Genomic DNA, 22222 nt, shown 5'->3' with positions numbered 1-22222 from the left:
ATGGAAACATTTTTAGGGATAGATTATCCAACGCTTTGGTATTTAGTCGTAGGATTATTATTTTCAGGATACGCTGTTTTAGAGGGGTTTGATTATGGGGCTGGTGCATGGCATTTATTTTTTAAAAAAGATTTGAGTCGCAGAGTGGCAATTAATGCTATTGGTCCGTTATGGGATGCGAATCAGGTTTGGCTAATTATTGGAGCTGGTGCATTGTTTGCTGGCTTCCCGGTAATGTATGCTACGCTTTTGAGCGCTATGTATATTCCGTTTATGTTATTTTTAGTCTTTTTGGTGTTGCGTTCTTCTGCCATTAAATTTAGAAGTGCTGAAGAAATGTTATGGTGGCGCAAAACTTGGGATATTATATATTTTGTATCCAATACATCTATTGCATTTTTATTAGGCGTTGTTTTAGGGAATGTGCTAGAGGGCTTTGCAATTGGCGAAAACTACAAATACCAAGGAGGTGTTTTCTTTGCGTTCTTAAGTCCTTATGCGATTATGATTGGGTTTACAACTTTAGGTCTTTTTATGATGCAAGGAGCTATTTTCTTATTGTTAAAAACAGAAGGGCGTTTGTACGCAAGACTTACTTTTTTATTAAAAAAAGGGATGATTTTTTTTATTATCAGTTTTGCAATAACCTCTATTTATACACTCTTGTTTTTGCCAGGAGTAATAGACAAATTTAAAGAAAACCCAGTATTTTTTATCATTCCTGTGTTGGCATTTTTGGCAGTTGCAAATGTACCAAGATTGGTTTCGAAGAAAAAATATGCCAATGCGTTGGTTTTTTCGTCATTAACAATGGCTTTTTTACTAATGCTTGTGGCATTTCAATTATATCCAGTTTTATTGCCATCTACAATAGACTCCAGTTACAGTGTTACGATCTATAATGCAGCTTCTTCACAAAAGTCTTTAGGAATTATGCTCACGATGGTCGTAATTGGAGCGCCACTTTTAGTCGGTTATCTTGTTTTTTTGTACAAAACATTTAATGGTAAAGTAAAGTTAGATGACACGAGTTATTAAGGTATAATAAAGTAAAAATAAGCAAACTAAATTAGTTTGTTTATTTTTTGTATATTTGCTAACCAACTGGTTAAACCATGTAGTTAATAATGAAAAATAAAATAAATAAAAATACAGAAAGTCTCATTTTAGAAGCAGCTAAAAGTGAATTTCAATCAAAAGGAATGGAAGGTGCTCGAATGCAAAATATTGCAGATGAAGCTGGCATCAACAAAGCGATGCTACATTATTATTACAGAAGTAAACAATTACTTTTTGAAGCGGTTTTTAAAAATGCATTTTCATTATTAGCGCCTCAATTAAATACTATTTTAAATGATGATTCATCCATAGAAGAAAAGGTTAGGAGTTTTTCTTCAAATTACATTTCGTTTATTATACAGCACCCTTATTTACCCAATTTTATCATTCAAGAATTGAATAGGAATCCTGCTTTTATGTTAAAAATGAAAGAAAATAGTGGTTTTCCAAATCTCGAAAAATTTAAAAAGCAAGTTGGTGTAGAGGTTGCTAAAGGTTTTATTAGAAAAATAAGTGCAGAACAATTGTTTATTAACATATTAGCTTTAAATGTTTTTCCTTTTGTGGCAAAACCTTTAATTAAAGGTTTAATAGCGGTTGATGATGAAGCATTTCAGCAAATAATAGCAGAACGTAAAACTGAAGTTGCAAACTTTATAATTAATTCAATAAAAATATAAGATGAAAAAACTAGTATTCATTTTAATTGTTATTAAGAGTTTGTCTGTATTTGGGCAACAAAAGGTAACGCTAAACGAATGTTATAATTTGTTAGAAATTAATTACCCGTTAGTGAAGCAACACCAATTATTAGAAATGCAAAACAGATTGGATAACAAAATTATTTCTAATGCAAAATTACCGCACTTTAATTTTGATGCGCAAGCAACCTATTTATCTGATGTCGTTGAAGTTCCTATTCCGAACTCAAATATAACTTCTTTAAATAATGATCAATATCGGGCAACTTTTTCGGTACATCAACTTATTTATAACGGAGGTTTAACAGATGCAAGCTTACTTGTAAAAAACGGACAGTTAAAAACCAAGCAGAAAGAACTTGACACTCATATTTATCAATTAAAAAAACAAATCAATCAGCTTTATTTTTCAATTCTATTAACGCAAGAATCTTTTAAGTTATTAGAAGCTAAAAAAAATCAATTACAATCTAAATTACAAGAAGTAAAATCTGGTATTAAATACGGCGTATTACTGCCTTCTTCGGATAGTGTTCTAGAAGCTGAATTGTTAAAAATTAAGCAACAATTTATGGAGGTTCAGATGAGAAAAGCATCCTTAATTGAAACACTATCTAGTTTAATAGGATACTCTTTAACTGATTTTACGGAGTTTGAAGTACCGCTTATTAAAACGGAATTACAAAACGAAATAAACAGACCTGAATTAGCGTTGTTTCAGCTTAAAAAAGAAGAAATTAAAAATTATGAAACGCTAATTTCTAAACAAAATGCAGTGAAAATAAGTGGCTTTGCAACAGGTGGTTATGGCAACCCAGGATTAAATATGCTAGATAATTCTTTTCAAACATTTTATACGTTAGGTGTTCAATTACATTGGACTGTTTTTGACTGGAATACCAATAGAAAACAACAAGAAACAGTTGCAATAGGCAAGGATATTATCGAGAATGAACGTGAAATTTTTAAATTAAACACCCACATAGAATTAGACAAACAACAAAAAGAAATTGAGAAAATCTCAATGTTTATAAATTCTGATGCACAGATTATTGAGCTTCGTAAAAAAGTACTTCAAACCATAGATGCTCAACTTAAGAACGGAGTTGTTACAGCCTCTGCATACATTACTGAATTCACTAATTTATTTGAAGCAGAAAATACCTTATTACAGCACACAATAGAAATTCAATTGGCAAAGGCAAATTATAATACCATTAAGGGAGAACGATAAAAATAGTTTCCCGCAGATTTCGCTGATTATCGCAGAAATGATTTTAATAATCAGCGAAATCTGCAATAGATAAAAAACATAAAAAATGAAAAATAAATATATACTAGGAGTAAGTATCATGGTTTTTAGCTTGTTTTCTTGCGGAAACGATGCAGGAAAAGCAGACGGTTATGGTAATTTTGAAGCAACAGAAATAACCATTTCAGCAGAAAATAACGGAAAATTAATTCAGTTTAATGTTGATGAGGGAAATCAACTTAAAAAAGATCAATTTATTGGTTTTATAGACACCGTGCAGTTGGCATTAAAATACGAACAAATTTTGATTTCAAAAGCTGTTGTTCGTTTAAAATCGAAAGGTGTTTTATCTCAAATTTCTGTGTTAAAATCGAAAATGAAAACAGCAGAAATCAGCAAAGCTAGAACAGAAAACTTAATAAAAGAGAATGCTGCCACACAAAAACAATTAGATGTTATTTCTGGTGAAATTGATGTTCTTAAAAGTCAAGTTAGAAGTATAGAAATTCAGAATGCACCCGTTGTAAATGAACTAAAAAGTATTGATGTTCAATTAGAACAAATTACGGATCAAATTAAAAAAAGTAAAATCATAAACCCCGTAAATGGAACCGTTTTAACCAAATATGCGGAGCCAAATGAAATTACCGCTTTTGGAAAACCTTTATATAAAATAGCAAATTTAAGTAAGATGCAATTGCGAGTTTATATAAGTGAAACACAATTATCAAACCTTAAAATTGGACAAGAAGTTACTATTAAAATTGATGCGGTAGATGTTATGAAATCTTATAAAGGAGTTGTTAGTTGGGTTGCTTCTGAAGCAGAATTTACACCCAAAATAATTCAAACAAAAGAAGAACGAGTTGCGTTGGTGTATGCCGTAAAAGTGAATGTTGTAAACGATGGAAGTTTGAAAATTGGGATGCCAGCAGAAATGTGGACAGACAATTAATTAAATAAAAAATAATTACTAAAATGCTAAAAGATGAAACCTATAGTTTTTACATTAATTCTATTCGCTTTTGCAAGTTGCAAAGAGAGTAAAAAGCAAGATACCATTGAGGTAAGTACCTTGCATTCCAATACTTGGATAAGAGAAATTGAATTAAATGACAGTAATAAATGGGAGGCCAATTCAGAAACGAATGAAGGTGTCTTAAAAATGAAAAATAGTATTAAAATGCATAATACTAATTCATTAGTTGAGTATTATGAGTTGGCGAAACAACTTAATTTCGATAAAAATTACGTGTTAAAAAATTGCACGATGAAAGGAGCCTCACACGATAATTTACATGTTTGGCTATTGCCATTAATCGCTAAAATTGAGGCGCTTTCCGCAGTAAAAACAATTGAAGAGGCGTCAAAATTAAAACAAAGTATTGAGGAAAATATTAATGAGTATTCAAATTATTTTGAATAAATGAGCATCATTGTTTCTAACATATCAAAATCGTACAAAAAAGTAAAAGCGCTTCAGAACATCTCTTTTAATGTAAAATCTGATGAGATTTTTGGTTTAATTGGGCCTGATGGCGCTGGTAAAACAACACTTTTCAGAATTTTAACAACGCTCTTAATCGCTAATAAAGGTGCAGCAAGTATTGCTGGTTTTGATGTAATTACCGATTATAAAAGCATCCGAAAAAACGTTGGTTATATGCCAGGGAAATTTTCTTTGTATCAAGATTTAACGGTTCAAGAAAACTTACAATTCTTTGCTACTATTTTTGGAACAACACTCGAAGAAAATTATGATTTAATAAAGGATATTTATATTCAAATAGAACCTTTTAAAAATAGAAGGGCCGGGAAGCTCTCTGGCGGAATGAAACAAAAATTGGCTTTGTGTTGTGCTTTGATTCATAAGCCAAAAGTGCTGTTTTTGGATGAACCCACAACTGGAGTTGACCCCGTTTCGAGAAAAGAATTTTGGGAAATGTTGAAGCGTTTGCAAGGAAAAAATATCACAATTTTGGTTTCCACACCCTATATGGATGAGGCTGCTTTGTGTGATAGAATTGCTTTAATTCAAGACGGACAAATTTTAGAGATAGCGACACCAGAAGCAATTGTGAAAAAATATTCAAAGGCAATTTATAACCTAAGTGCGAATAATATGTTTGAGTTAATCAATAGTTTAAAAGAGTATAAACACAATCACAGTGTATATCCTTTTGGCGAATTTGTACATTACACAGATTGTAGACCAGATTTTAATCCAACGGAACTGAAAGTGTTTTTAGAGTCTAAAAACTTAACGAATATTATAATAGAAAGAACCACAGCAACAATTGAGGATACCTTTATGGAATTATCAAAATAATGGAAAATAACAACGTTATAAAAGTAGCAGGATTAACTAAAATGTTTGGAGATTTTACAGCTGTAAATGCCATTACGTTTGATGTTAAAAAAGGAGAGATATTTGGTTTTTTAGGGGCCAATGGCGCCGGGAAAACTACAGCGATGAAAATGTTGATTGGTATTTCTACTCCAACTTCTGGTAAAGCTACTGTTGCAGGGTTTGATGTAAACACACAACCCGAACAAATTAAAAAAACCATTGGTTATATGAGTCAGAAATTTGCTTTGTATGATGATTTAACGGTAAGAGAAAACATCACCTTTTTTGGGGGAATTTACGGCTTATCAAGAGAAAAAATAAAATCAAAGGCGGCTATTTTGATCGATGAATTGGGTTTAGAAAATGTGGCAAATAAATTAGTAGGCTCTTTACCTTTAGGCTGGAAACAAAAATTATCTTTTTCTGTGTCATTAATACATGACCCAAAAATTGTTTTTTTAGATGAACCAACGGGTGGCGTAGATCCAATTACAAGGCGTCAGTTTTGGGAGCTTATTTATAAAGCATCACACCAAGGAACAACCGTTTTTGTAACTACACATTATATGGATGAGGCAGAATATTGCGATCGTGTTTCTATTATGGTGAATGGTAAAATAGAAGCTTTAGATACTCCGAAAAAGTTAAAAGAACGGTTTAAGGTAGACAATATGAATGATGTGTTTTTAAAATTAGCGCGAGGGTAATATTTTCTAGCAGAAAAAAGGTTTCCCGCAGATTTTGCAGATTCACGCAGAAAATAAATATTTAGTAATCACCTAAAAAATCTGCGCATATTTGCGAAATCTGCGGGAGAAAAATAAAAACATCAAATGAAAAGATTTATAGGTTTTATAAAAAAGGAATTCTATCATATATTTAGAGATAAGCGCTCCTTGTTTATTCTTTTCGGAATGCCAATTGCCCAAATTTTGTTGTTCGGTTTTGCAATTACAAATGAAATAAATAATGTAGATATTGCAATTTTAGATCATTCAAAAGATGCAGCCACAAAAGAAATTATTAATAAAATAGCTGCTTCAAAATACTTTAGTATCCATCAATTTATAGAAAAAGAAGATGATATTGAAGCTGTTTTTAAAAAAGGAAAAGTAAAAGCAGTGTTGAATTTTGAAAAAGATTTTAGTAAGAATCTCATCAAAGAAAATAATGCGAAGATACAGGTAATTACAGATGCTACAGATCCAAATACGGCCAATACGATTAGTAATTATGTAAATGCAATTCTTCAAAATTATTTAAAAGAACAAAATAAAAGTAGTGCACAGGTTTATCAAATTGTATCACAAACACACATGGTTTATAATCCGGAATTAAAAAGCGTGTACATGTTTGTTCCGGGGGTTATGACAATCATTTTAATGCTGGTTTCTGCAATGATGACTTCTATTTCTATCACCAGAGAAAAGGAATTAGGAACGATGGAGATTTTATTAGTATCGCCATTAAAACCCATTCAAGTAATTGTTGGTAAAGTGTTTCCGTATATTTTTCTATCTATCATTAATGCGATTGTTATTGTTGTTTTGAGCATCTTTATTTTTAAAATGCCAGTACAAGGAAGTTTGTTTTTATTAGCAATGGAAAGTGTTTTATTTATTATTACGGCATTGGCATTGGGTATTTTAATATCAACAATTTCTGCAACACAACAGACAGCAATGATGATTTCTTTAATGGGATTAATGCTACCCGTAATATTATTATCAGGATTTATTTTTCCCATTGCAAGCATGCCTTTACCATTGCAAATAATTAGTAATATTATTCCGGCAAAATGGTTTATTATCATTCTTAAATCAATTATGTTAAAAGGGGTTGGATTGCAATATGTGTGGAAAGAAACTTTAATTTTATTGGGAATGGCTGTCTTTTTTATTGGGTTGAGTGTTAAGAAATATAAAATTAGATTGGAGTAAAAGAGTTAGCAGTGTTCAGTAAGCAGTCAAAAATATGAAAATAATATTATACATCATACAAAAAGAGTTCAAGCAAATTTTCAGAAATAAGGGAATGCTACCAATCATTTTTGTGCTGCCTTTAATTCAGTTGATAATTTTATCTAACGCCTCAACTTTCGATGTTAAAAACATAAAGTTTGGGTATGTAGATCATGATCATACTTCAACATCCAGCGCATTGATAGAAAAATTTAATGCTTCTACTTATTTTAATGTTTTAACAGATTTTGGTTCAGAAAAAGTAGCAAGCCAAGCCATGTTAAATGGAGAAGTTGATGTTGTTTTAGAAATTCCCTCTTATTTTGAACGAGATTTACAAAAGGAAAAACGCACCAATTTAGGTGTTACTATAAATGCAATTGATGGCGCTGCGGCCGGTTTAGAAAGTGTGTATGTAACACAAATTGTACAAAGCTTTCATAAGAATTTGTTGGTAGATTTAATGCAAGCTTCAGATTCGCCAAAAATTGAAGCTGTAAATATTATGACAATTCCTTCATTTTGGTTCAACAAAACTCTAAATTATAAAACGTTTATGGTTCCCGGTATATTGGTGTTATTGGTCACCATGATTACACTTTTTCTTTCTGGGATGAACATTGTAAGGGAAAAAGAAATTGGAACTTTAGAGCAAATTAATGTAACGCCGATTAAGAAAAGTCAGTTTATTATTGGAAAACTTTTTCCGTTTTGGATAATTGGATTAGGCTTATTAACTGTTGGATTAATTATTGCAAAACTTATTTTTAATGTACCTATTGTAGGTAGTTTACCATTAATGTATTTATATACTTCAATTTATATTTTGGTTATTTTAGGGATTGGTTTATTTATTTCAAATTTTACAGATACGCAACAGCAAGCCATGTTTATTGCTTGGTTTTTTACCGTTATTTTTATTTTGATGAGTGGGCTATTTACGCCAATTCAAAGTATGCCAAAATGGGCACAGATAGTTACAGAATTTAATCCGATAAAATATTTTGTGCAAGTAATGCGCATGGTAATGTTGAAAGGTTCTGGTTTTACAGATATTCTTCCGCAGTTACTAAAAACATTACTTTTTGCTCTTGTAATGAATGGATTAGCCGTTTGGAGTTATAAGAAGACAAATTAATGCAGTATACCATAAGACATCCTTTTTAGTTTTTGTTATTTTTAAAATTTAGAGAATAAACACAAATTAGGATTAAAAATTATTTTGTAGGATTCTTGTTTTTATTTTGAAGACCGAACGAATTACTATAGATGTGTATGATGTTTTAGGAAAAAAGTTGGAAACTGTGTCCATAAAAAAGGTCATTTGGTTGCAAACAACGCCTTTAGATTTGATGAAATTTTCTTTTGGTGACTATCTTATGATATTAAAAAGTAATGCGCATGCTATAGAAAAAAAATATTAAAAATATAGTTTTACAGATTTCGTAATCGGGCATAAACAGTTAATTTTTAGAAAAATAGCGTATTCAACTTAAATATATTTTTTTTCATTAAAACAGATGCCGTGTAACAAAGGTTACTGTATATTTCTTATAATAATACAATCTTTACGGTATAATTAGGGCTTTCTATTTATATGAAAATGAAATTGATATAGGTTATTTGTTGCGCTTAATTTCTAAACTAATTTCAACTAATAAATCATAAAAAAAATGTCTAAAATCGTCATTTTAGGAGCAGGGATTTCCGGTCACGTAGCAGCTTCGCATCTAAGAAGAAAACTTTCTAAAGAACATGAAGTACTCGTAGTTTCTCCAAACAGCAATTATCAATGGATTCCTTCTAATATTTGGGTAGGTGTTGGTAGAATGAAATCTAAAGAAATTTTATTTCCGTTAGCGCCATTGTATAAAAAGAAAGGTATAAGGTATAAACAAGCCAAAGCAATTACTTTTCATCCAGAGGGAGATAAAACGGAACAGAAACCATATATTTTAGCAGAATATGTTGTTGGAGAAAAGAAAGGGCAGCAAGAAAAAGTAACGTACGATTATTTAATTAATGCTACCGGTCCAAAATTAAATTTTGAAGCCACAGAAGGATTAACTCCAGGTCTAAATAAAACCTATTCAGTTTGTACATATACACACGCAGACCACGCTTGGGAAGGGTTGAATGATTTAATTCAACAAATGAAACAAGGTAAAAAAGTGAAGATTTTAATTGGTACTGGTCATGCAAAAGCTACATGTCAAGGGGCTGCTTTTGAGTATATTTTAAATGTAGAACAAGAATTGCGTCGTCATAAAGTACGAGATATGGCAGAGGTTACATGGATTTCCAATGAATATCAATTAGGTGATTTTGGAATGGATGGTATGTTGTTGAGTTATGGCAGTATGACCATGAAATCTAGCGAGATGGTAGGAATGATTTTTGAAGATAGAGACATCAAATGGATTTTAGGCGTAGGCGTTGATAAAATTGAAAACGGTATTGCATATTATGAAAATTTAGATGGAGAACATAAAAAAGAAAAGTATGATTTTGCCATGTTAATTCCCTCTTTTTCTGGTCATGGATTTAAAGCATTCGATAAAAATAATGAAGATGTAACTAGTAAGTTATTTAAAGGTTTTATGATTGTTGATGCAGATTACACCTCAAAACCTTATGAAGATTGGTCTGTAAAAGATTGGCCAGAAACTTATCAAAACCCAAGTTATCAAAATATTTTTGCGCCAGGCATCGCATTTGCGCCGCCGCACGCAATTTCTAAACCAAGAAAGAGTAAAAACGGAACAGCTATTTTCCCTGCACCACCTAGAACAGGCATGCCTTCTGGTATTACTGCAAAACTAGTAGCAGATAATATTATAGATTCTATAAAAAGTGGAAAAGATACTGCACATCATAAAGGAAGTTTAGGAAATATGGGAGCTGCTTGTATTGCTTCTGCAGGATTTGGAATAACCCAAGGAAGTGGCGTTAGTATAACAACCTACCCAATTGTGCCAGATTATGAAAAATACCCAAAAACGCAAGGTAGACAATTGGGAAAAACCTTTGGAGAAATTGGTTTGGCCGGTCACTGGTTAAAACTAGCATTGCATTATGCTTTCATTTATAAAGCTAAAATGCGTCCGTTTTGGTGGTTGATTCCTGAATAGAAATGAGACTTCAAAATATAGAGAATAGGGGTAAAGGTAAAAATCTAAAGTCCTGAATAAAAAACATACAATTATGACACAGAGAATATCAAAATATCAACGATTTAAAATGATGAATCCTATTATTCAGTTTTTTAAATTTATTTATTTAAGTATTAAAATAATGGTCGTTGTGGCAGGAGGTCATGGAGGAACTCGCGAAGTAAAAAGTAAAGTAAGTAAGTTAGTTAGTTAGTTAGTTAGTTAGTTAGTTAATTTTTAAATCGGGCATTAAAATTTTTAATGCCCGATTTTTTGTTTAAAAAGTATACTGAAAAAATGCAGTCATATTTCTTCCGGGTTCGTTTATAGGAACTCTTCCAAAATCTGCCTGGTTTGTAAAACTAAAATTTAGGTGATTGTTGTATGTTTTATCAAAAATATTAATAGCTGCAAACCCAAGATTTGCATTTTTAAAAGGCTTAAAACCAAAACGAAGATCTATAGTTTGGTAACCTTCGGTGTTTGTTTCGCCAAAACTAGGCGCAATTTCATTTTGAGTACTTGTACTATTATATTGCAAATTTGCCCAATATGTAGGTTTATTTACACCAAGAATAACTTTAGCATTAAAAGGCGGCGTTAACGGTAAAGATTCATCCAAATCTTTGTTTCTTGCATACACGTAAGACATTTGAGATTTTATATAATAGTCTTCTGTAATATTAGTTTCAAAAGAAGCCTCAAAACCCGTTCTATATGCGTTGTTTAAATTTCTAAAAACTTTTGGATTTACAGGTTCTACAGCAGGCATAAATTTTCTTGTTTTAGTTGAATCTACGATGCCTACAATAAAATTCTTTAAATCAGAATAATAAATAGAGGCAGCATATTTAATACTCTTTTTGTTGTTGTTTGCAGTAAAACCAATTTCAAACTGATTGTTTACCTCTGCTTTTAAGTTGGGGTTTCCAATGTATTCATAAGGGTCTTGGCCAACATTAAAATGACTAATATAGCGTTCAATCATATTTGCAGAGCGCACACCTCTGCCAAAAGCAGCTTCAAAAGTTAATTTGTTCGAAACTACTTTTTTCAAAGAAACCGTTCCGCTGATATTGTTTTCTATTCTTTGGCTTAAATTATACATCGCTGCAAAATCTGCATCTGGATCTAAAATATCAGCAATGACCATATCGTATCTTATCCCGGCAGTAAACAAGGTCTTTTCTTTCATGAACCATTTTACCTCTGTAAATACCCCAAAATCATTTACATAAGAATTCTGCCAAACTTTGTCGTTAAACTCCTCTGGCGTTGGTAAAAGAGCACCATTTATTACTTTTACCAAACGCATTCTAGCTCCGTCTCTGTTTATTAGTAAGGCATCAACTCCTGTGAAAATATCTAAATTATTAGAAGGTTGCCAATTTAATTCAACTTTACCACCCGCTGTAGTTGCATTAACGGCAGAAGATGCTTCTGTCATCAAAAAAGAGGGTCTTTTTATATTTGTCATTAAATGATCTACAAAACTATAGTATGCTTTACCAGAAATACTTTTTAGTGTTCCTTTTAAGTTCGATTTTTTGTAGTCTAAAGAAGCAATACTGCTATTATCATATTCTGTATCCATTGGCAAACCAGCATGTAAAACATCTCTACCAAAAGATTGGCGCCAATGAAATTGTAAACGCTCGTTATCTTTAAAGTTATACCCCATTTTTACTCCATAATCTGTACTTGAGAAAGAAGACGGAATTTCTGCACCATCACCATCTTCATAATTTCCGAAGTTTCGATACCCAAAGTTTCCTACAACATCATATTTATCTTTGATATATTGCAGCTGTGCCATGTTTACAAAAGAATTTCCGTTCGTTTCATAACCAGATGAAAATTTACCATGAAGTCCGTTTTCAAAGTAATTTGGTTTTTTAGTAACCAAATTTACAATTCCGCCAAAAGTGGCTCCATAACGAACCGTATAAGGTCCTTTTATAATTTCTATTTTAGAAACTTCTTCAGGAATAATGTGGGTAGTTATAGGGTCCATTCTATTTGGGCAAGCGTGCATGGCTTTTGTTCCGCCATCATATTGTATATTTAATTGCTCGTAATGATTTCCTCTAAAAGTAGGATCGATGGCGTAATTACCTCTCTTTATTACAGAAAACCCATTTATATTGTTAAAAAGGTCTGCAACATTTTTGGGCTGAACAACCTTCTTATCATAAGTGTTAGAAACCATTGTATGAATGGGATCTGTTTTTAATTTTCCAGTAATAATAACTTCGTCGAGCGGTACTCTTTTTAGGCTGTCTTTTTTAGTACCTTTCTTTTCTTGAGAAAAAGAGGCTGTATAAATAAGTGCGCATATAAGCACACTAAAAATTGTTTTCATTTTTAAATTTTTAGTTTTTTATAAGATTGTATGCTCTTATAGTTTTTTATAAGAGAAAATTTTATGTGCTATAAAAATGAATCCTGCGGCGGATGAAAGCAAGAACTAACCACTAAATACTGATAGTCGTTTAGATATTTATAGGGAAGTGAGTTGTTGTTTTTTGTCAACGGAACAGAATACCTTGTTTGCATGGTATTGTACAAAATAATCTTTTTCAAATCAATTAATTGAATAGGTTCTTTTTCTGAATTTGAAGAACTTGAAATTACTTTTTTTAGATGACATTTACCATTACAGGCAAGTTCTGGTTTGTCTTTATTTTCGCACAAAGCTTCTACAAAACCAACCGGATCTATATGATAATATAAGTACGTAAAAGAAATTTTTAAAGTATTAAACAATAAAAGACAGCTTAAGATAAGAGAAGTTAAAAAGGCTCTATTTTTTGTAATTAAAATCAAATTTTTATTTTTTTAAGTGCTTTAAGTCTACAAATATAACGAGATAAGTTTTCTCGCTCCTGTAACATTAGTTACCTAAAAAAAGTTTTATTGACAAAACTTTTCGCTAGTAGATTCTCAATATTAAAAATAATGATTGTCATAAAAAAGAGTAAGTAAAAAATATTCATAAAATTGAGCAATTAATAGGATCACGAAAATTTTTAGAACAAAGATTGTTATTATAAAAAATTTTGGCACACTAAATTTTATCCCAAGACTGATAAGGAACGCTTAAAAACATTTAATTAAGTGCTTTTTGTTTGGTAACTAATGTTACTCATAGGGTTCTTTATTCAACCTAATTTTGCAGTAACAAAAAGGATATAAATGAAAAATATTATTAAAAGTATTCCTATAATTCTGTTCTTGATCTCGGCACATTTAGATGCACAAGAAACCTATTTAATTAGTAAGTCTGATGTTTTAGCTAAAATATCTGAAGGTAATTTAGCCTTAAAAATTTCAGAGAAAGTTTTTGAAAAAGCAACGGCAGAATTTAATCAAACAAAGGCAGTTTATTTACCCAATATTACGGCAAGCTATACAGGTATTTCCACCACAAATCCTTTAATGGCATTTGGGTCTAAATTAAATCAAGGAATCTTGGTTCAAAATGATTTCAATCCTACTTTATTAAATAACCCTGCACAAACTCAAAATTTTGCCACAGTTATAAAAATAGAACAGCCCTTAATTAATTTGGATGGTTTTTATCAAAGAAAAGCAGCAAAGTCTAGCATGGAAGCGATGTCTTTAAAACATGAACGTACAAAAGATTATTTGGTGTTTGAAGTTGAAAAAGGATACATGCAGTTGCAGTTAGCGTATAAAGGTGTTGCAGTTTTAGAAAAAGCTTTACAGGCTTCTGAAGCAAATAAAGTGATGGCAGAAAACAGTTTTAAACAAGGCTATTTGCAACGAGCAGATGTTTTAAGCATTGAAATACGAGTAACAGAAGTAAAAAGTCAATTGCAAACTGCAAAAAGTAATGTGCAAAATGCATCTAATTATTTATCTTTTTTAATGGATGATAAAAGTGGGGTTATTTATGAGCCAAAAGATAGTTTGTTCTTAACTACTTTTAATGACGAAGAAAAAAATATTTCTGAAAATAGAGCTGATATTAAGGCGATGCAGTTTGCTTCTAAAGCCTATGAAGAAATGAATAAAGCTGATAAAATGGCTTTTTTACCGCGTTTAAATGCCTTCGGAAGTTATGAAATGTATGACAATACGATTTTTCGAGGAGACGCAAGTGGTTATGTGGTGGGAGCGCAATTAAGTTGGGATATTTTTCAGGGCTCAAAACGTTTTGGAAAAGAACAAGAAAGTAAAGCAGTATTTGAGAAATCTAAATTAGAGTACAATCAATACGTATCTAAAAGTAATTTAGAATTAAACAAAGTAAAACGACAATTAGTAGATGCAAAAAATAGGTTAGAATTAACCAATTTAGCAGTTGAGCAATCTAAAGAATCATTAAGAATTAGAAAAAATAGGTTTAAAGAAGGTTTAGAAAAAACGGATGATTTATTAACGGCGGAAACTCAATTTGCGCAAAAGCAATTAGAATATTACCAAACAATTTTCGAATATAATTTTACACAAACCTATTTAGAGTTTTTAACAAAGAACTGAAACAGTTTTCAGTAACAAACTAACGTAAATAAGATTATCCTGCAAGGTTTCAAAAACCTTGTAGGTATTTATAAAAAAATAAGACAAATGAAAAAATACATATTCCTATTAACGCTAACAACAGTATCCTTATTGATGACTAGTTGTAAAAGTGAAAACAAAGAAATATCTAAAGATACTACGCCAGCGATCAGCGTAAAAGTGAGTAAAGTTAGCTTAAATAGCAGTAGGCAATTTTTAGCTGTAAGCGGAAAAATACAAGCCGCTAGTAGTGCAGATGTAAGCACTAGAATGATGGGCTATGTTACTAAAGTACATGTAAATGTTGGTGATAAAATACAAAAAGGTCAGTTGTTAGTTTCTATTGATAATGATGCTTTACAAGCAAAAAAGGCACAAGTAACTGCAGAAGTTACGAAAGCAAAAACTGCTTTTAACAATGCAGATAAAAATTACAATCGTTTTAAAAATTTGTTCGAGAGCGCTAGTATCACTCAAAAAGAAATGGATGATATGACGGCTAATTATAAAATAGCAAAAGCAGGTTTAGAGGGCGCAACTCAAATGAAAAACGAAGTGAATGCACAATTTGCATATGCAAATATTACAGCTCCATTTTCTGGCGTAATTACGAGTAAACATATAGAAAATGGCGATATGGCAAATCCAGGGACGCCTTTAATTAGTATCGAAGTTCCTAACGATTTTGAAGCAGTAGCGATGGTTCCTGAAACAGAAATTTCACAAATTAAGAAAGGAACATCGGTTGCTGTTTTAGTAAAGTCTATTGATAAAACATTAAAAGGTACCGTGAGCGCAGTAAGTACTTCTGCTAAAAATACTGGAGGACAATATTTAGTAAAAATAGTTTTAGAAAAAACGGATGTATCTATTTTATCTGGCATGTTTTCTACGGTTCAGTTTCCAGTAGAAACTAAAGGAGCAGCTGGATTGGTTTTAATTCTTGAAGATGCAATTATAACAAAGGGGCAATTATCGGGCGTTTATACCGTAAGCCAAAGTAATACAGCCATTTTGCGTTGGTTGCGTTTAGGAAGAACGTATGGAAATAAAGTGGAGGTTTTATCGGGTTTAAACGCCGATGAATCGTACATCTTTTCTGCAGAAGGGAAATTATTTAACGGAGTAAAAATAAATGTTCAGTAGTGGTTTGCAGTTTCAGTTTTCTTAAAAAGTTGTCATCAATATAAAATAATAGTCAAGAATTATCGCGTTAAGGACCTGCCTGTCGGCAGGCAGGTAGAAGTGGAAATGCTTTTTTTGCTGCCATATATGGCAAAAAAAGATTGAAACGGATAGCCTGTTAAAACGCCCAAAAAAATAAAATAAAATGAAAGAAGGTTTAGCAGGAAAAATTGCCAAAGTCTTTATTGGCTCAAAATTGACAATACTTCTAATGATCGTTTTTATGGTGATTGGTGTGTATGCTTCGTTTTTAATACCAAGAGAAGAAGAGCCACAAATAGATGTACCTATGGCAGATATTTTTGTCGGGTATCCAGGTGCAAGTCCTACAGAAGTAGAAACGAGAGTTGTAAAACCTTTAGAGAAATTAATTTCGAATATTAAAGGTGTAGAGTACGTGTATTCTACCGCTATGAATGAAAAAGCTATGGTCATTGTGCAGTTTTATGTGGGCGAAGATATTGAACGCTCGTTTGTGAAATTGTATAATGAAATTAACAAACACATGGATCAAATGCCGGAGGGCGTTACGTTTCCTTTGGTTAAAACGCGAGCTATTGATGATGTGCCCATGTTGGGATTGACTTTGTGGAGTGAGAACTACAGTGATTATCAATTAAGTCAAATGGCGCAAGAGCTAGAAAATGAAATTAAGAAAGTAAACGATGTTTCTATTACACATAAAATTGGCGGAAGAGATCGCCAATTAAGAGTGGTTTTAGACAAAGATAAATTGGCCGCTAGCGGATTGGATTTTTTGTCGGTTTCTCAAATGATAAAAGCCAATAATACCCAATTAAGTTCAGGAAGTTTTGATAAAAATGACACAGAGTTTTTAGTAAGTACGGGTAATTTTTTGGCATCTGTTGGCGATGTAGAAAATTTAGTGGTGGGTGTACAACAGAATAGACCTATTTATTTAAAACAGATTTCGACGATTGTTGATGGACCAGAAATTCCTCAAAATTACGTGTCTTTAGGTTTCGGACAAGCAAGTGAGAAGTCTAAAACCTACACTTCAGAATATCCGGCAGTAACCATTTCTGTAGCCAAAAGAAAAGGTGCAGATGCGATGAAAATTGCGGAAGCTATATTGGCTAAAGTAGCCCATTTACAGACTACTTTAATTCCGGATAATGTGCATGTAGAAGTTACTAGAAATTACGGAGAATCTGCTTCTCATAAAGTTTCAGAATTATTGTTACACTTAATCGGTTCTATCATTGCAGTAACTTTGGTGGTAATGCTAGCTATGGGTTGGCGTGGTGGTTTGGTAGTGTTCTTATCGGTGCCAATTACCTTTGCTTTAACCTTGTTAAGTTACTATATGTTAGATTATACGCTAAACAGAATTACCTTGTTTGCATTGGTATTTGTAACGGGTATTGTGGTAGATGATTCTATTATTATAGCAGAAAATATGCACAGGCATTTTAAAATGAAACGCTTGCCATTTAAACAAGCTGCTTTGTATGCTATTAATGAAGTTGGGAATCCTACAATTTTAGCAACATTTACAGTTATTGCCTCTGTGTTACCAATGGCTTTTGTGTCTGGTTTAATGGGGCCTTATATGGCGCCAATGCCAATTGGAGCCTCTATTGCAATGATTTTGTCATTGTTTGTAGCATTAACAATTACGCCTTATTTAGGATATGTTTTCTTGAAAGAGAAAGATAAAAAAGGAGCTGAAGAAAAAGTTGAAAAACCATTGGAAGAAACTTTTATTTATAAGATTTACAACAAGGTTGAAAGACCTTTATTAGAAAATAGTAAAAAGAGGTGGCTATTTCTAGGAGGAACATTTGTTGTATTGATGGCAACTATGGTTTTATTTTTCACCAATTCTGTGGTTGTAAAAATGTTGCCTTTTGATAATAAAAACGAGTTTCAGATTGTAATAGATATGCCAGAAGGCACAACACTAGAGAGAACAGGTGTTGTTACCCAAGAAATTGCGCAGTATTTATCTACAAGACCAGATGTTATGAACTATCAAAATTATATTGGTACTTCTGCACCGATTACGTTTAATGGTTTGGTACGTCATTATGATTTACGTGGTGGATCTAATATGGCAGATATTCAAGTAAACTTGATTGATAAAGCAGAACGAGAGCTTCAAAGTCACGGAATTGCAAAATTATTAAGACCAGAAATACAGAAAATTGCGGCAAAACATAATGCGAATGTAAAGTTGGTAGAAGTTCCGCCAGGACCGCCAGTTTTATCTACTATTGTTGCAGAGGTTTATGGGCCAGATTATAAGGAGCAGATAAAAATTGCAAATGGCGTTAAAAATATTTTAAAAAATACAGATGATGTAGTCGATATCGATTGGATGGTAGAAGCCGATCAAAAAGAATATCAATTTGAAATAGATAAGGAAAAAGCAATGTTGTTCGGAGTTACCCCGCAACAAATTGCCTATACCATGAATATGGCTTTGTCAAATAATCCAATTACAAATTTGTATGATGAAAAAGCGGTACATCAGGTTGGTTTGGTTTTAACGTTAGCCGAAAAAGAAAAGTCTACCATTTCTGATATTTCTCAATTAAAAGTAAAATCGAAACAAGGAAATTTAATTCCGATTGCAGATTTAGTGGAAGTGAAAGAAACAATTGCCGAGAAAAGTATTTATCGTAAAAATCAAAAACGTGTGGTTTATGTGATGGCAGATATGGCGGGAGAATTAGAAAGTCCGGCATACGCAATTTTAGGAATGGAGGAGAAATTGAAACAAATAAAGCTCCCTGAAGGCTACAAATTAAACGAAATGTATTTGGGTCAGCCAAAATATGAAGACGATTATACGGTAAAGTGGGATGGCGAATGGCAAATTACATTAGAAGTTTTTAGAGATTTAGGCATTGCATTTTTAGGAGCACTAATCTTGATTTATATTTTAATTGTTGGGTGGTTTCAAAACTTTAAAGCACCTATTGTAATGATGGTGGCAGTGCCATTATCATTAATAGGAATTGTTTTAGGGCATTGGATTATGGGCGCATTTTTTACAGCAACTTCATTTATTGGAATGATTGCTTTGGCCGGAATTATGGTGCGAAATTCTGTTTTGTTGATAGATTTTATCAATTTAAGATTGGCAGATGGTGTTCCGCTTAAACAAGCAGCAATAGAAGCTGGGGCGGTAAGAACAACGCCAATTTTATTAACTGCAGGAACGGTCGTTATTGGAGCATTTGTAATTCTATTTGATCCAATTTTTCAAGGATTGGCAATTTCATTAATGGGCGGAACGATTGTATCTACGTTTTTGACTTTGTTGGTTGTGCCATTGGTCTATTATATGATAGAGAAGAAAAATTATAAGTAGTAGTTTTTAATAATTATCTCGTAGATCTCCAAGATCTCCAAGATTTCAAAGATTTCTGTAGAAAAGAAGTATAAAAATCTGCGATGATCTGCGAAGTCTGCGGGAAACAAAAAAACAGTTGATAATGGTCTCACGTATTTCACAGATTAGCGCAGATAAGGATTTTAAAAATCTGTGATAATCAGCGGAATTTTGAGAAACAAAAAACAAACAAACATGAAACTAGTAATCGTTACAGCAGTAGAAGAGTATCAAGCAGCTATTTTAAAACTCTTTAAAAATGCACATATTGAAAATTTTAGCAGTTCAGAAATCGACGGACATAAAAATAAAACTACCCTTTTAAATACCTCTAATTGGTTTTCTGGAGAGAAATTTGGAGCAGAATCGAGTATGTTTTTCTCTTTTACAGAAGATAAAAATATAGATGACTTGTTTAGGTTGATAAAAGAGTTTAATCAAAATTTAGAAACAAACAATCCTATCAAAGCGATTGTTGTTCCAGTAGAAAGATTTATATAAATTAAAAAAAAAATAGATAATGTTAACTAAATATTTTAGAGTGATTGTAGGAGTAATGGTGTTATTAAGTATTGCGCTCACGTATTTTGTGCATCAAAATTGGATGTGGTTTGGCGTCTTTATAGGCGTGAATCTAATTCAGTCTGCATTTACAAAATGGTGCTTGTTAGAAACTATTTTGATGAAGTTAGGTGTTAAAAAATAGTTTTTCCCAGTAGAAAAAGAGGTTGCTTCGGTTTAGAGGTAACCTCTTTTCAATTTTTTAAAATTAACGTTCTTTAGCACGTTTTTATTGCTTTGTCGAATTAGTGAAAAAAATAAATCTAATCAAGAATTTTTTCCGGCTGATGTAAAAGATATTTTTGGGAATATGCTCTGGTAAAATGAGCACCATAAAACAGAATTAAACTCGTGTAAGAAACCCATAGCATTACCAAAATCATAGAACCTGCAGCGCCGTAGGTAGAACCTGGCTCTAACTCTCTAAAGTAAATTGCTAACAAATATTTACCAGCAACAAAAAGAAAAGAGGTTAACAGTGCTCCAATTCTAACAGCTTTCCAAGGAACATCTGCATTTGGTAAAATTTTAAACATAGCAGCAAAAATAAAGTAGATGGCTGCTAAAGAAATAAAAATATCGAGGGTAAAGATAGAATTGACTAATTTATCTGAAAGAATTAGTTTTAAATTTTCGCCAAAAGCACTTAATAAAGAAGTTAAAATAAGGCTAGATAGCAATAAAAAAACGATGATCAGAATAAAACCAAAACTTTTTAAGCGTCCGAAAACCGTTTCTAAAACTCCATTTTTAAACCTTGGTTCTGCTTCCCAAATGGAGTCTAAAACATTCTGAATTTGAAAGAATACTCCTGTAGAACCATAGATTAAAGTAGCAATACCGATTGTTGTTGCAAAAATAGAAGTCTTTTTATTTCCGTTATTAACCATCATGTCTTTAATAGCCTCTGCGGTTTCAGCACCAATTGCTTTCGATATTTCCGTTAATATCTCGCCTTCAACAATTTCACGACCCCAAATAGCACCTACCAAATTAAAAATAATAATAATTAAAGCTGGTAATGATAAAATGGCATAGTACGCTATGATAGCTGCCTTGTTAAACGGACTGTCATTAAACCAAGATTTTGCACTAACGAATAACAGGTTTGGTAAATGAGTTAGTTTAAATTTTACTTTAGTCGTTTTTTCTTCTGGTTTCTTCATACGTTGCAAAAGTACAGAAAAGGAAAATTAACGAAAAGTAGAATAAAAATTTTGCAAATAATTTTAACAATACTATTTTTATTTATTCTAAATAAACTTATATATTTGCATTATATTTATACCTTATGATTGTTTTTTATACTTCACAGAAGCCCGTAGTAACATTATCAAACCCATCTATTTTTGAAAATAGTTGTTCATCAAATTGTATAAAGCCAAAAAATAAGTGCTGTAATAAGTACAAAAAAAAGGGAATTAACTGTAAAAGATGTCCTCATATTGTATTGCAAGAAGCCTCTTAAGCCTCTTTTTTATTAAGTTTATTTCGCTTTCAGTAAATTAAAACGCATTAATTACGGTATTAATAATTAGTTGGACAATTAATATTTATTTTTGTTGTTTATTTTTAACTATGAGATTTAAAGCATTTTATTTAATATTACTTGCTGTTTTGGTATGTAGCTCTTGTCAAGAAGATGGTATTGTATTTCCTACAACTCAAAATACTGAAGTAAGTTTTTTAGTTACGATTGATGGTGTTCTTTTTTCTACAGAAAACGCAAGTTTTACAACAGACAATGTAAGCATATTTATAAGCGCTACAATACCTGAAACCAAAGAAATTATTACTTTAAAGGTTGATGATTTTGAGATTGGCTCTTTTAGTTTTGAAGGTGAAAATAATGTGGCCTCATCTAGTAAAAATAATGCAGTCTCTTCAGATGTTTGGTCTACAATGAACGCAACTTCTAGCAGAGGAAATATAGAATTTACAAGCATAAATTTCGCAATAAACACGGTTTCTGGTAGTTTTAATTTTTTGAGGTAAGTAGATAATTTCATATCTTGTAAGTCAATAAAATAGGGTGATTATGGATTTATTTACAGGACAAAACCTTTTAGAGTTTACTGAACGGTTTAAAACAGATAAAAATTGCAAAGAATAT

Annotated in this window: 20 protein-coding genes; 17 read left to right on the top strand and 3 right to left on the bottom strand. The window is 31.8% G+C overall.

The features are described from left to right. The 11 genes from cydB to ES044_RS18625 all read left to right on the top strand — a co-directional run bounded on the left by cydB (position 1) and on the right by ES044_RS18625 (position 10689). On the top strand, positions 1-1038 hold the full coding sequence (gene cydB / locus ES044_RS14585) for a cytochrome d ubiquinol oxidase subunit II (RefSeq protein ID WP_147120084.1): 1038 nt from the start codon (positions 1-3) through the stop codon (positions 1036-1038). A gap of 89 nt (positions 1039-1127) precedes the next feature. After that, positions 1128-1739, top strand: coding sequence for a TetR/AcrR family transcriptional regulator (locus ES044_RS14580; RefSeq protein ID WP_147120085.1), 612 nt, complete (start codon positions 1128-1130; stop codon positions 1737-1739). 1 nt (position 1740) lies between these two features. Further along, entirely contained in the window at positions 1741-2994 is a 1254-nt protein-coding gene (locus ES044_RS14575; RefSeq protein ID WP_147120086.1) for a TolC family protein, read from the top strand. Between the two features lie 85 nt (positions 2995-3079). Further along, positions 3080-3967 (top strand): HlyD family secretion protein, encoded by an 888-nt coding sequence (locus ES044_RS14570; RefSeq protein ID WP_147120087.1) that lies wholly within the window; start codon positions 3080-3082, stop codon positions 3965-3967. 33 nt (positions 3968-4000) lie between these two features. Next, positions 4001-4438, top strand: coding sequence for a hypothetical protein (locus tag ES044_RS14565; RefSeq protein ID WP_147120088.1), 438 nt, complete (start codon positions 4001-4003; stop codon positions 4436-4438). Then, positions 4439-5341, top strand: coding sequence for an ABC transporter ATP-binding protein (locus ES044_RS14560; protein ID WP_147120089.1), 903 nt, complete (start codon positions 4439-4441; stop codon positions 5339-5341). Further along, positions 5341-6069, top strand: a complete 729-nt coding sequence (locus ES044_RS14555; RefSeq protein WP_147120090.1) for an ABC transporter ATP-binding protein — start codon at positions 5341-5343, stop codon at positions 6067-6069. The genes ES044_RS14560 and ES044_RS14555 overlap by 1 nt, the downstream gene beginning before the upstream one ends. A gap of 126 nt (positions 6070-6195) precedes the next feature. Further along, a complete protein-coding gene (locus ES044_RS14550; protein ID WP_147120091.1) occupies positions 6196-7302 on the top strand; it encodes an ABC transporter permease in 1107 nt (368 codons plus the stop codon). 34 nt (positions 7303-7336) lie between these two features. Further along, positions 7337-8461: an ABC transporter permease gene (locus ES044_RS14545; protein WP_147120092.1), complete on the top strand. Its 1125-nt coding sequence runs from the start codon at positions 7337-7339 to the stop codon at positions 8459-8461. 535 nt (positions 8462-8996) lie between these two features. Next, the gene (locus tag ES044_RS14540; RefSeq protein WP_147120093.1) at positions 8997-10454 is read left to right on the top strand and encodes an NAD(P)/FAD-dependent oxidoreductase; all 1458 of its coding nucleotides are present in this window, start codon (positions 8997-8999) and stop codon (positions 10452-10454) included. 73 nt (positions 10455-10527) lie between these two features. Next, positions 10528-10689, top strand: a complete 162-nt coding sequence (locus ES044_RS18625; RefSeq protein WP_189663306.1) for a hypothetical protein — start codon at positions 10528-10530, stop codon at positions 10687-10689. Positions 10690-10752: 63 nt separating this feature from the next. Here ES044_RS18625 and ES044_RS14535 read toward each other — a convergent pair whose 3' ends face one another. Further along, the gene (locus ES044_RS14535; protein WP_147187334.1) at positions 10753-12837 is read right to left on the bottom strand and encodes a TonB-dependent receptor domain-containing protein; all 2085 of its coding nucleotides are present in this window, start codon (positions 12835-12837) and stop codon (positions 10753-10755) included. Between the two features lie 68 nt (positions 12838-12905). Further along, the gene (locus tag ES044_RS14530; RefSeq protein WP_147120095.1) at positions 12906-13301 is read right to left on the bottom strand and encodes a hypothetical protein; all 396 of its coding nucleotides are present in this window, start codon (positions 13299-13301) and stop codon (positions 12906-12908) included. A 369-nt stretch (positions 13302-13670) separates the two neighbouring features. Between ES044_RS14530 and ES044_RS14525 the strand changes: the two genes are divergently transcribed. The 5 genes from ES044_RS14525 (at position 13671) to ES044_RS14505 (ending at position 20254) form a co-directional block, all read left to right on the top strand. Then, entirely contained in the window at positions 13671-14981 is a 1311-nt protein-coding gene (locus ES044_RS14525) for a TolC family protein (RefSeq protein ID WP_147120096.1), read from the top strand. A gap of 87 nt (positions 14982-15068) precedes the next feature. Then, positions 15069-16148: an efflux RND transporter periplasmic adaptor subunit gene (locus tag ES044_RS14520; protein ID WP_147120097.1), complete on the top strand. Its 1080-nt coding sequence runs from the start codon at positions 15069-15071 to the stop codon at positions 16146-16148. Between the two features lie 184 nt (positions 16149-16332). Next, on the top strand, positions 16333-19527 hold the full coding sequence (locus ES044_RS14515) for an efflux RND transporter permease subunit (RefSeq protein WP_147120098.1): 3195 nt from the start codon (positions 16333-16335) through the stop codon (positions 19525-19527). A 216-nt stretch (positions 19528-19743) separates the two neighbouring features. Further along, on the top strand, positions 19744-20049 hold the full coding sequence (locus ES044_RS14510; RefSeq protein ID WP_018943474.1) for a hypothetical protein: 306 nt from the start codon (positions 19744-19746) through the stop codon (positions 20047-20049). A gap of 19 nt (positions 20050-20068) precedes the next feature. Beyond that, positions 20069-20254 (top strand): DUF2892 domain-containing protein, encoded by a 186-nt coding sequence (locus tag ES044_RS14505; RefSeq protein ID WP_018943475.1) that lies wholly within the window; start codon positions 20069-20071, stop codon positions 20252-20254. Positions 20255-20372: 118 nt separating this feature from the next. On the opposite strand, the gene ES044_RS14500 is transcribed toward ES044_RS14505, so the two are convergent. Next, a complete protein-coding gene (locus ES044_RS14500; RefSeq protein WP_147120099.1) occupies positions 20373-21275 on the bottom strand; it encodes a YihY/virulence factor BrkB family protein in 903 nt (300 codons plus the stop codon). 412 nt (positions 21276-21687) lie between these two features. Here ES044_RS14500 and ES044_RS14495 point away from each other — a divergent pair, with 412 nt between their 5' ends. Continuing rightward, positions 21688-22104, top strand: a complete 417-nt coding sequence (locus tag ES044_RS14495; RefSeq protein WP_147120100.1) for a hypothetical protein — start codon at positions 21688-21690, stop codon at positions 22102-22104. The last annotated feature ends 118 nt before the right edge of the window (positions 22105-22222 follow it).

Origin of the sequence: Polaribacter sp. IC066 (assembly GCF_007997085.1) — a bacterium.
GTDB lineage: Bacteria > Bacteroidota > Bacteroidia > Flavobacteriales > Flavobacteriaceae > Polaribacter.
The sequence above is the reverse complement of the archived record's forward strand: the minus strand, read 5'-3'. Positions and strand labels throughout refer to the sequence as shown.

Coding starts and splice junctions, on each gene's coding strand:
- cydB (WP_147120084.1), top strand. CDS start 1: ATGGAAACATTTTTAGGGATAGATTATCCAACGCTTTGGTATTTAGTC.
- ES044_RS14580 (WP_147120085.1), top strand. CDS start 1,128: ATGAAAAATAAAATAAATAAAAATACAGAAAGTCTCATTTTAGAAGCA.
- ES044_RS14575 (WP_147120086.1), top strand. CDS start 1,741: ATGAAAAAACTAGTATTCATTTTAATTGTTATTAAGAGTTTGTCTGTA.
- ES044_RS14570 (WP_147120087.1), top strand. CDS start 3,080: ATGAAAAATAAATATATACTAGGAGTAAGTATCATGGTTTTTAGCTTG.
- ES044_RS14565 (WP_147120088.1), top strand. CDS start 4,001: ATGAAACCTATAGTTTTTACATTAATTCTATTCGCTTTTGCAAGTTGC.
- ES044_RS14560 (WP_147120089.1), top strand. CDS start 4,439: ATGAGCATCATTGTTTCTAACATATCAAAATCGTACAAAAAAGTAAAA.
- ES044_RS14555 (WP_147120090.1), top strand. CDS start 5,341: ATGGAAAATAACAACGTTATAAAAGTAGCAGGATTAACTAAAATGTTT.
- ES044_RS14550 (WP_147120091.1), top strand. CDS start 6,196: ATGAAAAGATTTATAGGTTTTATAAAAAAGGAATTCTATCATATATTT.
- ES044_RS14545 (WP_147120092.1), top strand. CDS start 7,337: ATGAAAATAATATTATACATCATACAAAAAGAGTTCAAGCAAATTTTC.
- ES044_RS14540 (WP_147120093.1), top strand. CDS start 8,997: ATGTCTAAAATCGTCATTTTAGGAGCAGGGATTTCCGGTCACGTAGCA.
- ES044_RS18625 (WP_189663306.1), top strand. CDS start 10,528: ATGACACAGAGAATATCAAAATATCAACGATTTAAAATGATGAATCCT.
- ES044_RS14535 (WP_147187334.1), bottom strand. CDS start 12,837: ATGAAAACAATTTTTAGTGTGCTTATATGCGCACTTATTTATACAGCC.
- ES044_RS14525 (WP_147120096.1), top strand. CDS start 13,671: ATGAAAAATATTATTAAAAGTATTCCTATAATTCTGTTCTTGATCTCG.
- ES044_RS14520 (WP_147120097.1), top strand. CDS start 15,069: ATGAAAAAATACATATTCCTATTAACGCTAACAACAGTATCCTTATTG.
- ES044_RS14515 (WP_147120098.1), top strand. CDS start 16,333: ATGAAAGAAGGTTTAGCAGGAAAAATTGCCAAAGTCTTTATTGGCTCA.
- ES044_RS14510 (WP_018943474.1), top strand. CDS start 19,744: ATGAAACTAGTAATCGTTACAGCAGTAGAAGAGTATCAAGCAGCTATT.
- ES044_RS14505 (WP_018943475.1), top strand. CDS start 20,069: ATGTTAACTAAATATTTTAGAGTGATTGTAGGAGTAATGGTGTTATTA.
- ES044_RS14500 (WP_147120099.1), bottom strand. CDS start 21,275: ATGAAGAAACCAGAAGAAAAAACGACTAAAGTAAAATTTAAACTAACT.
- ES044_RS14495 (WP_147120100.1), top strand. CDS start 21,688: ATGAGATTTAAAGCATTTTATTTAATATTACTTGCTGTTTTGGTATGT.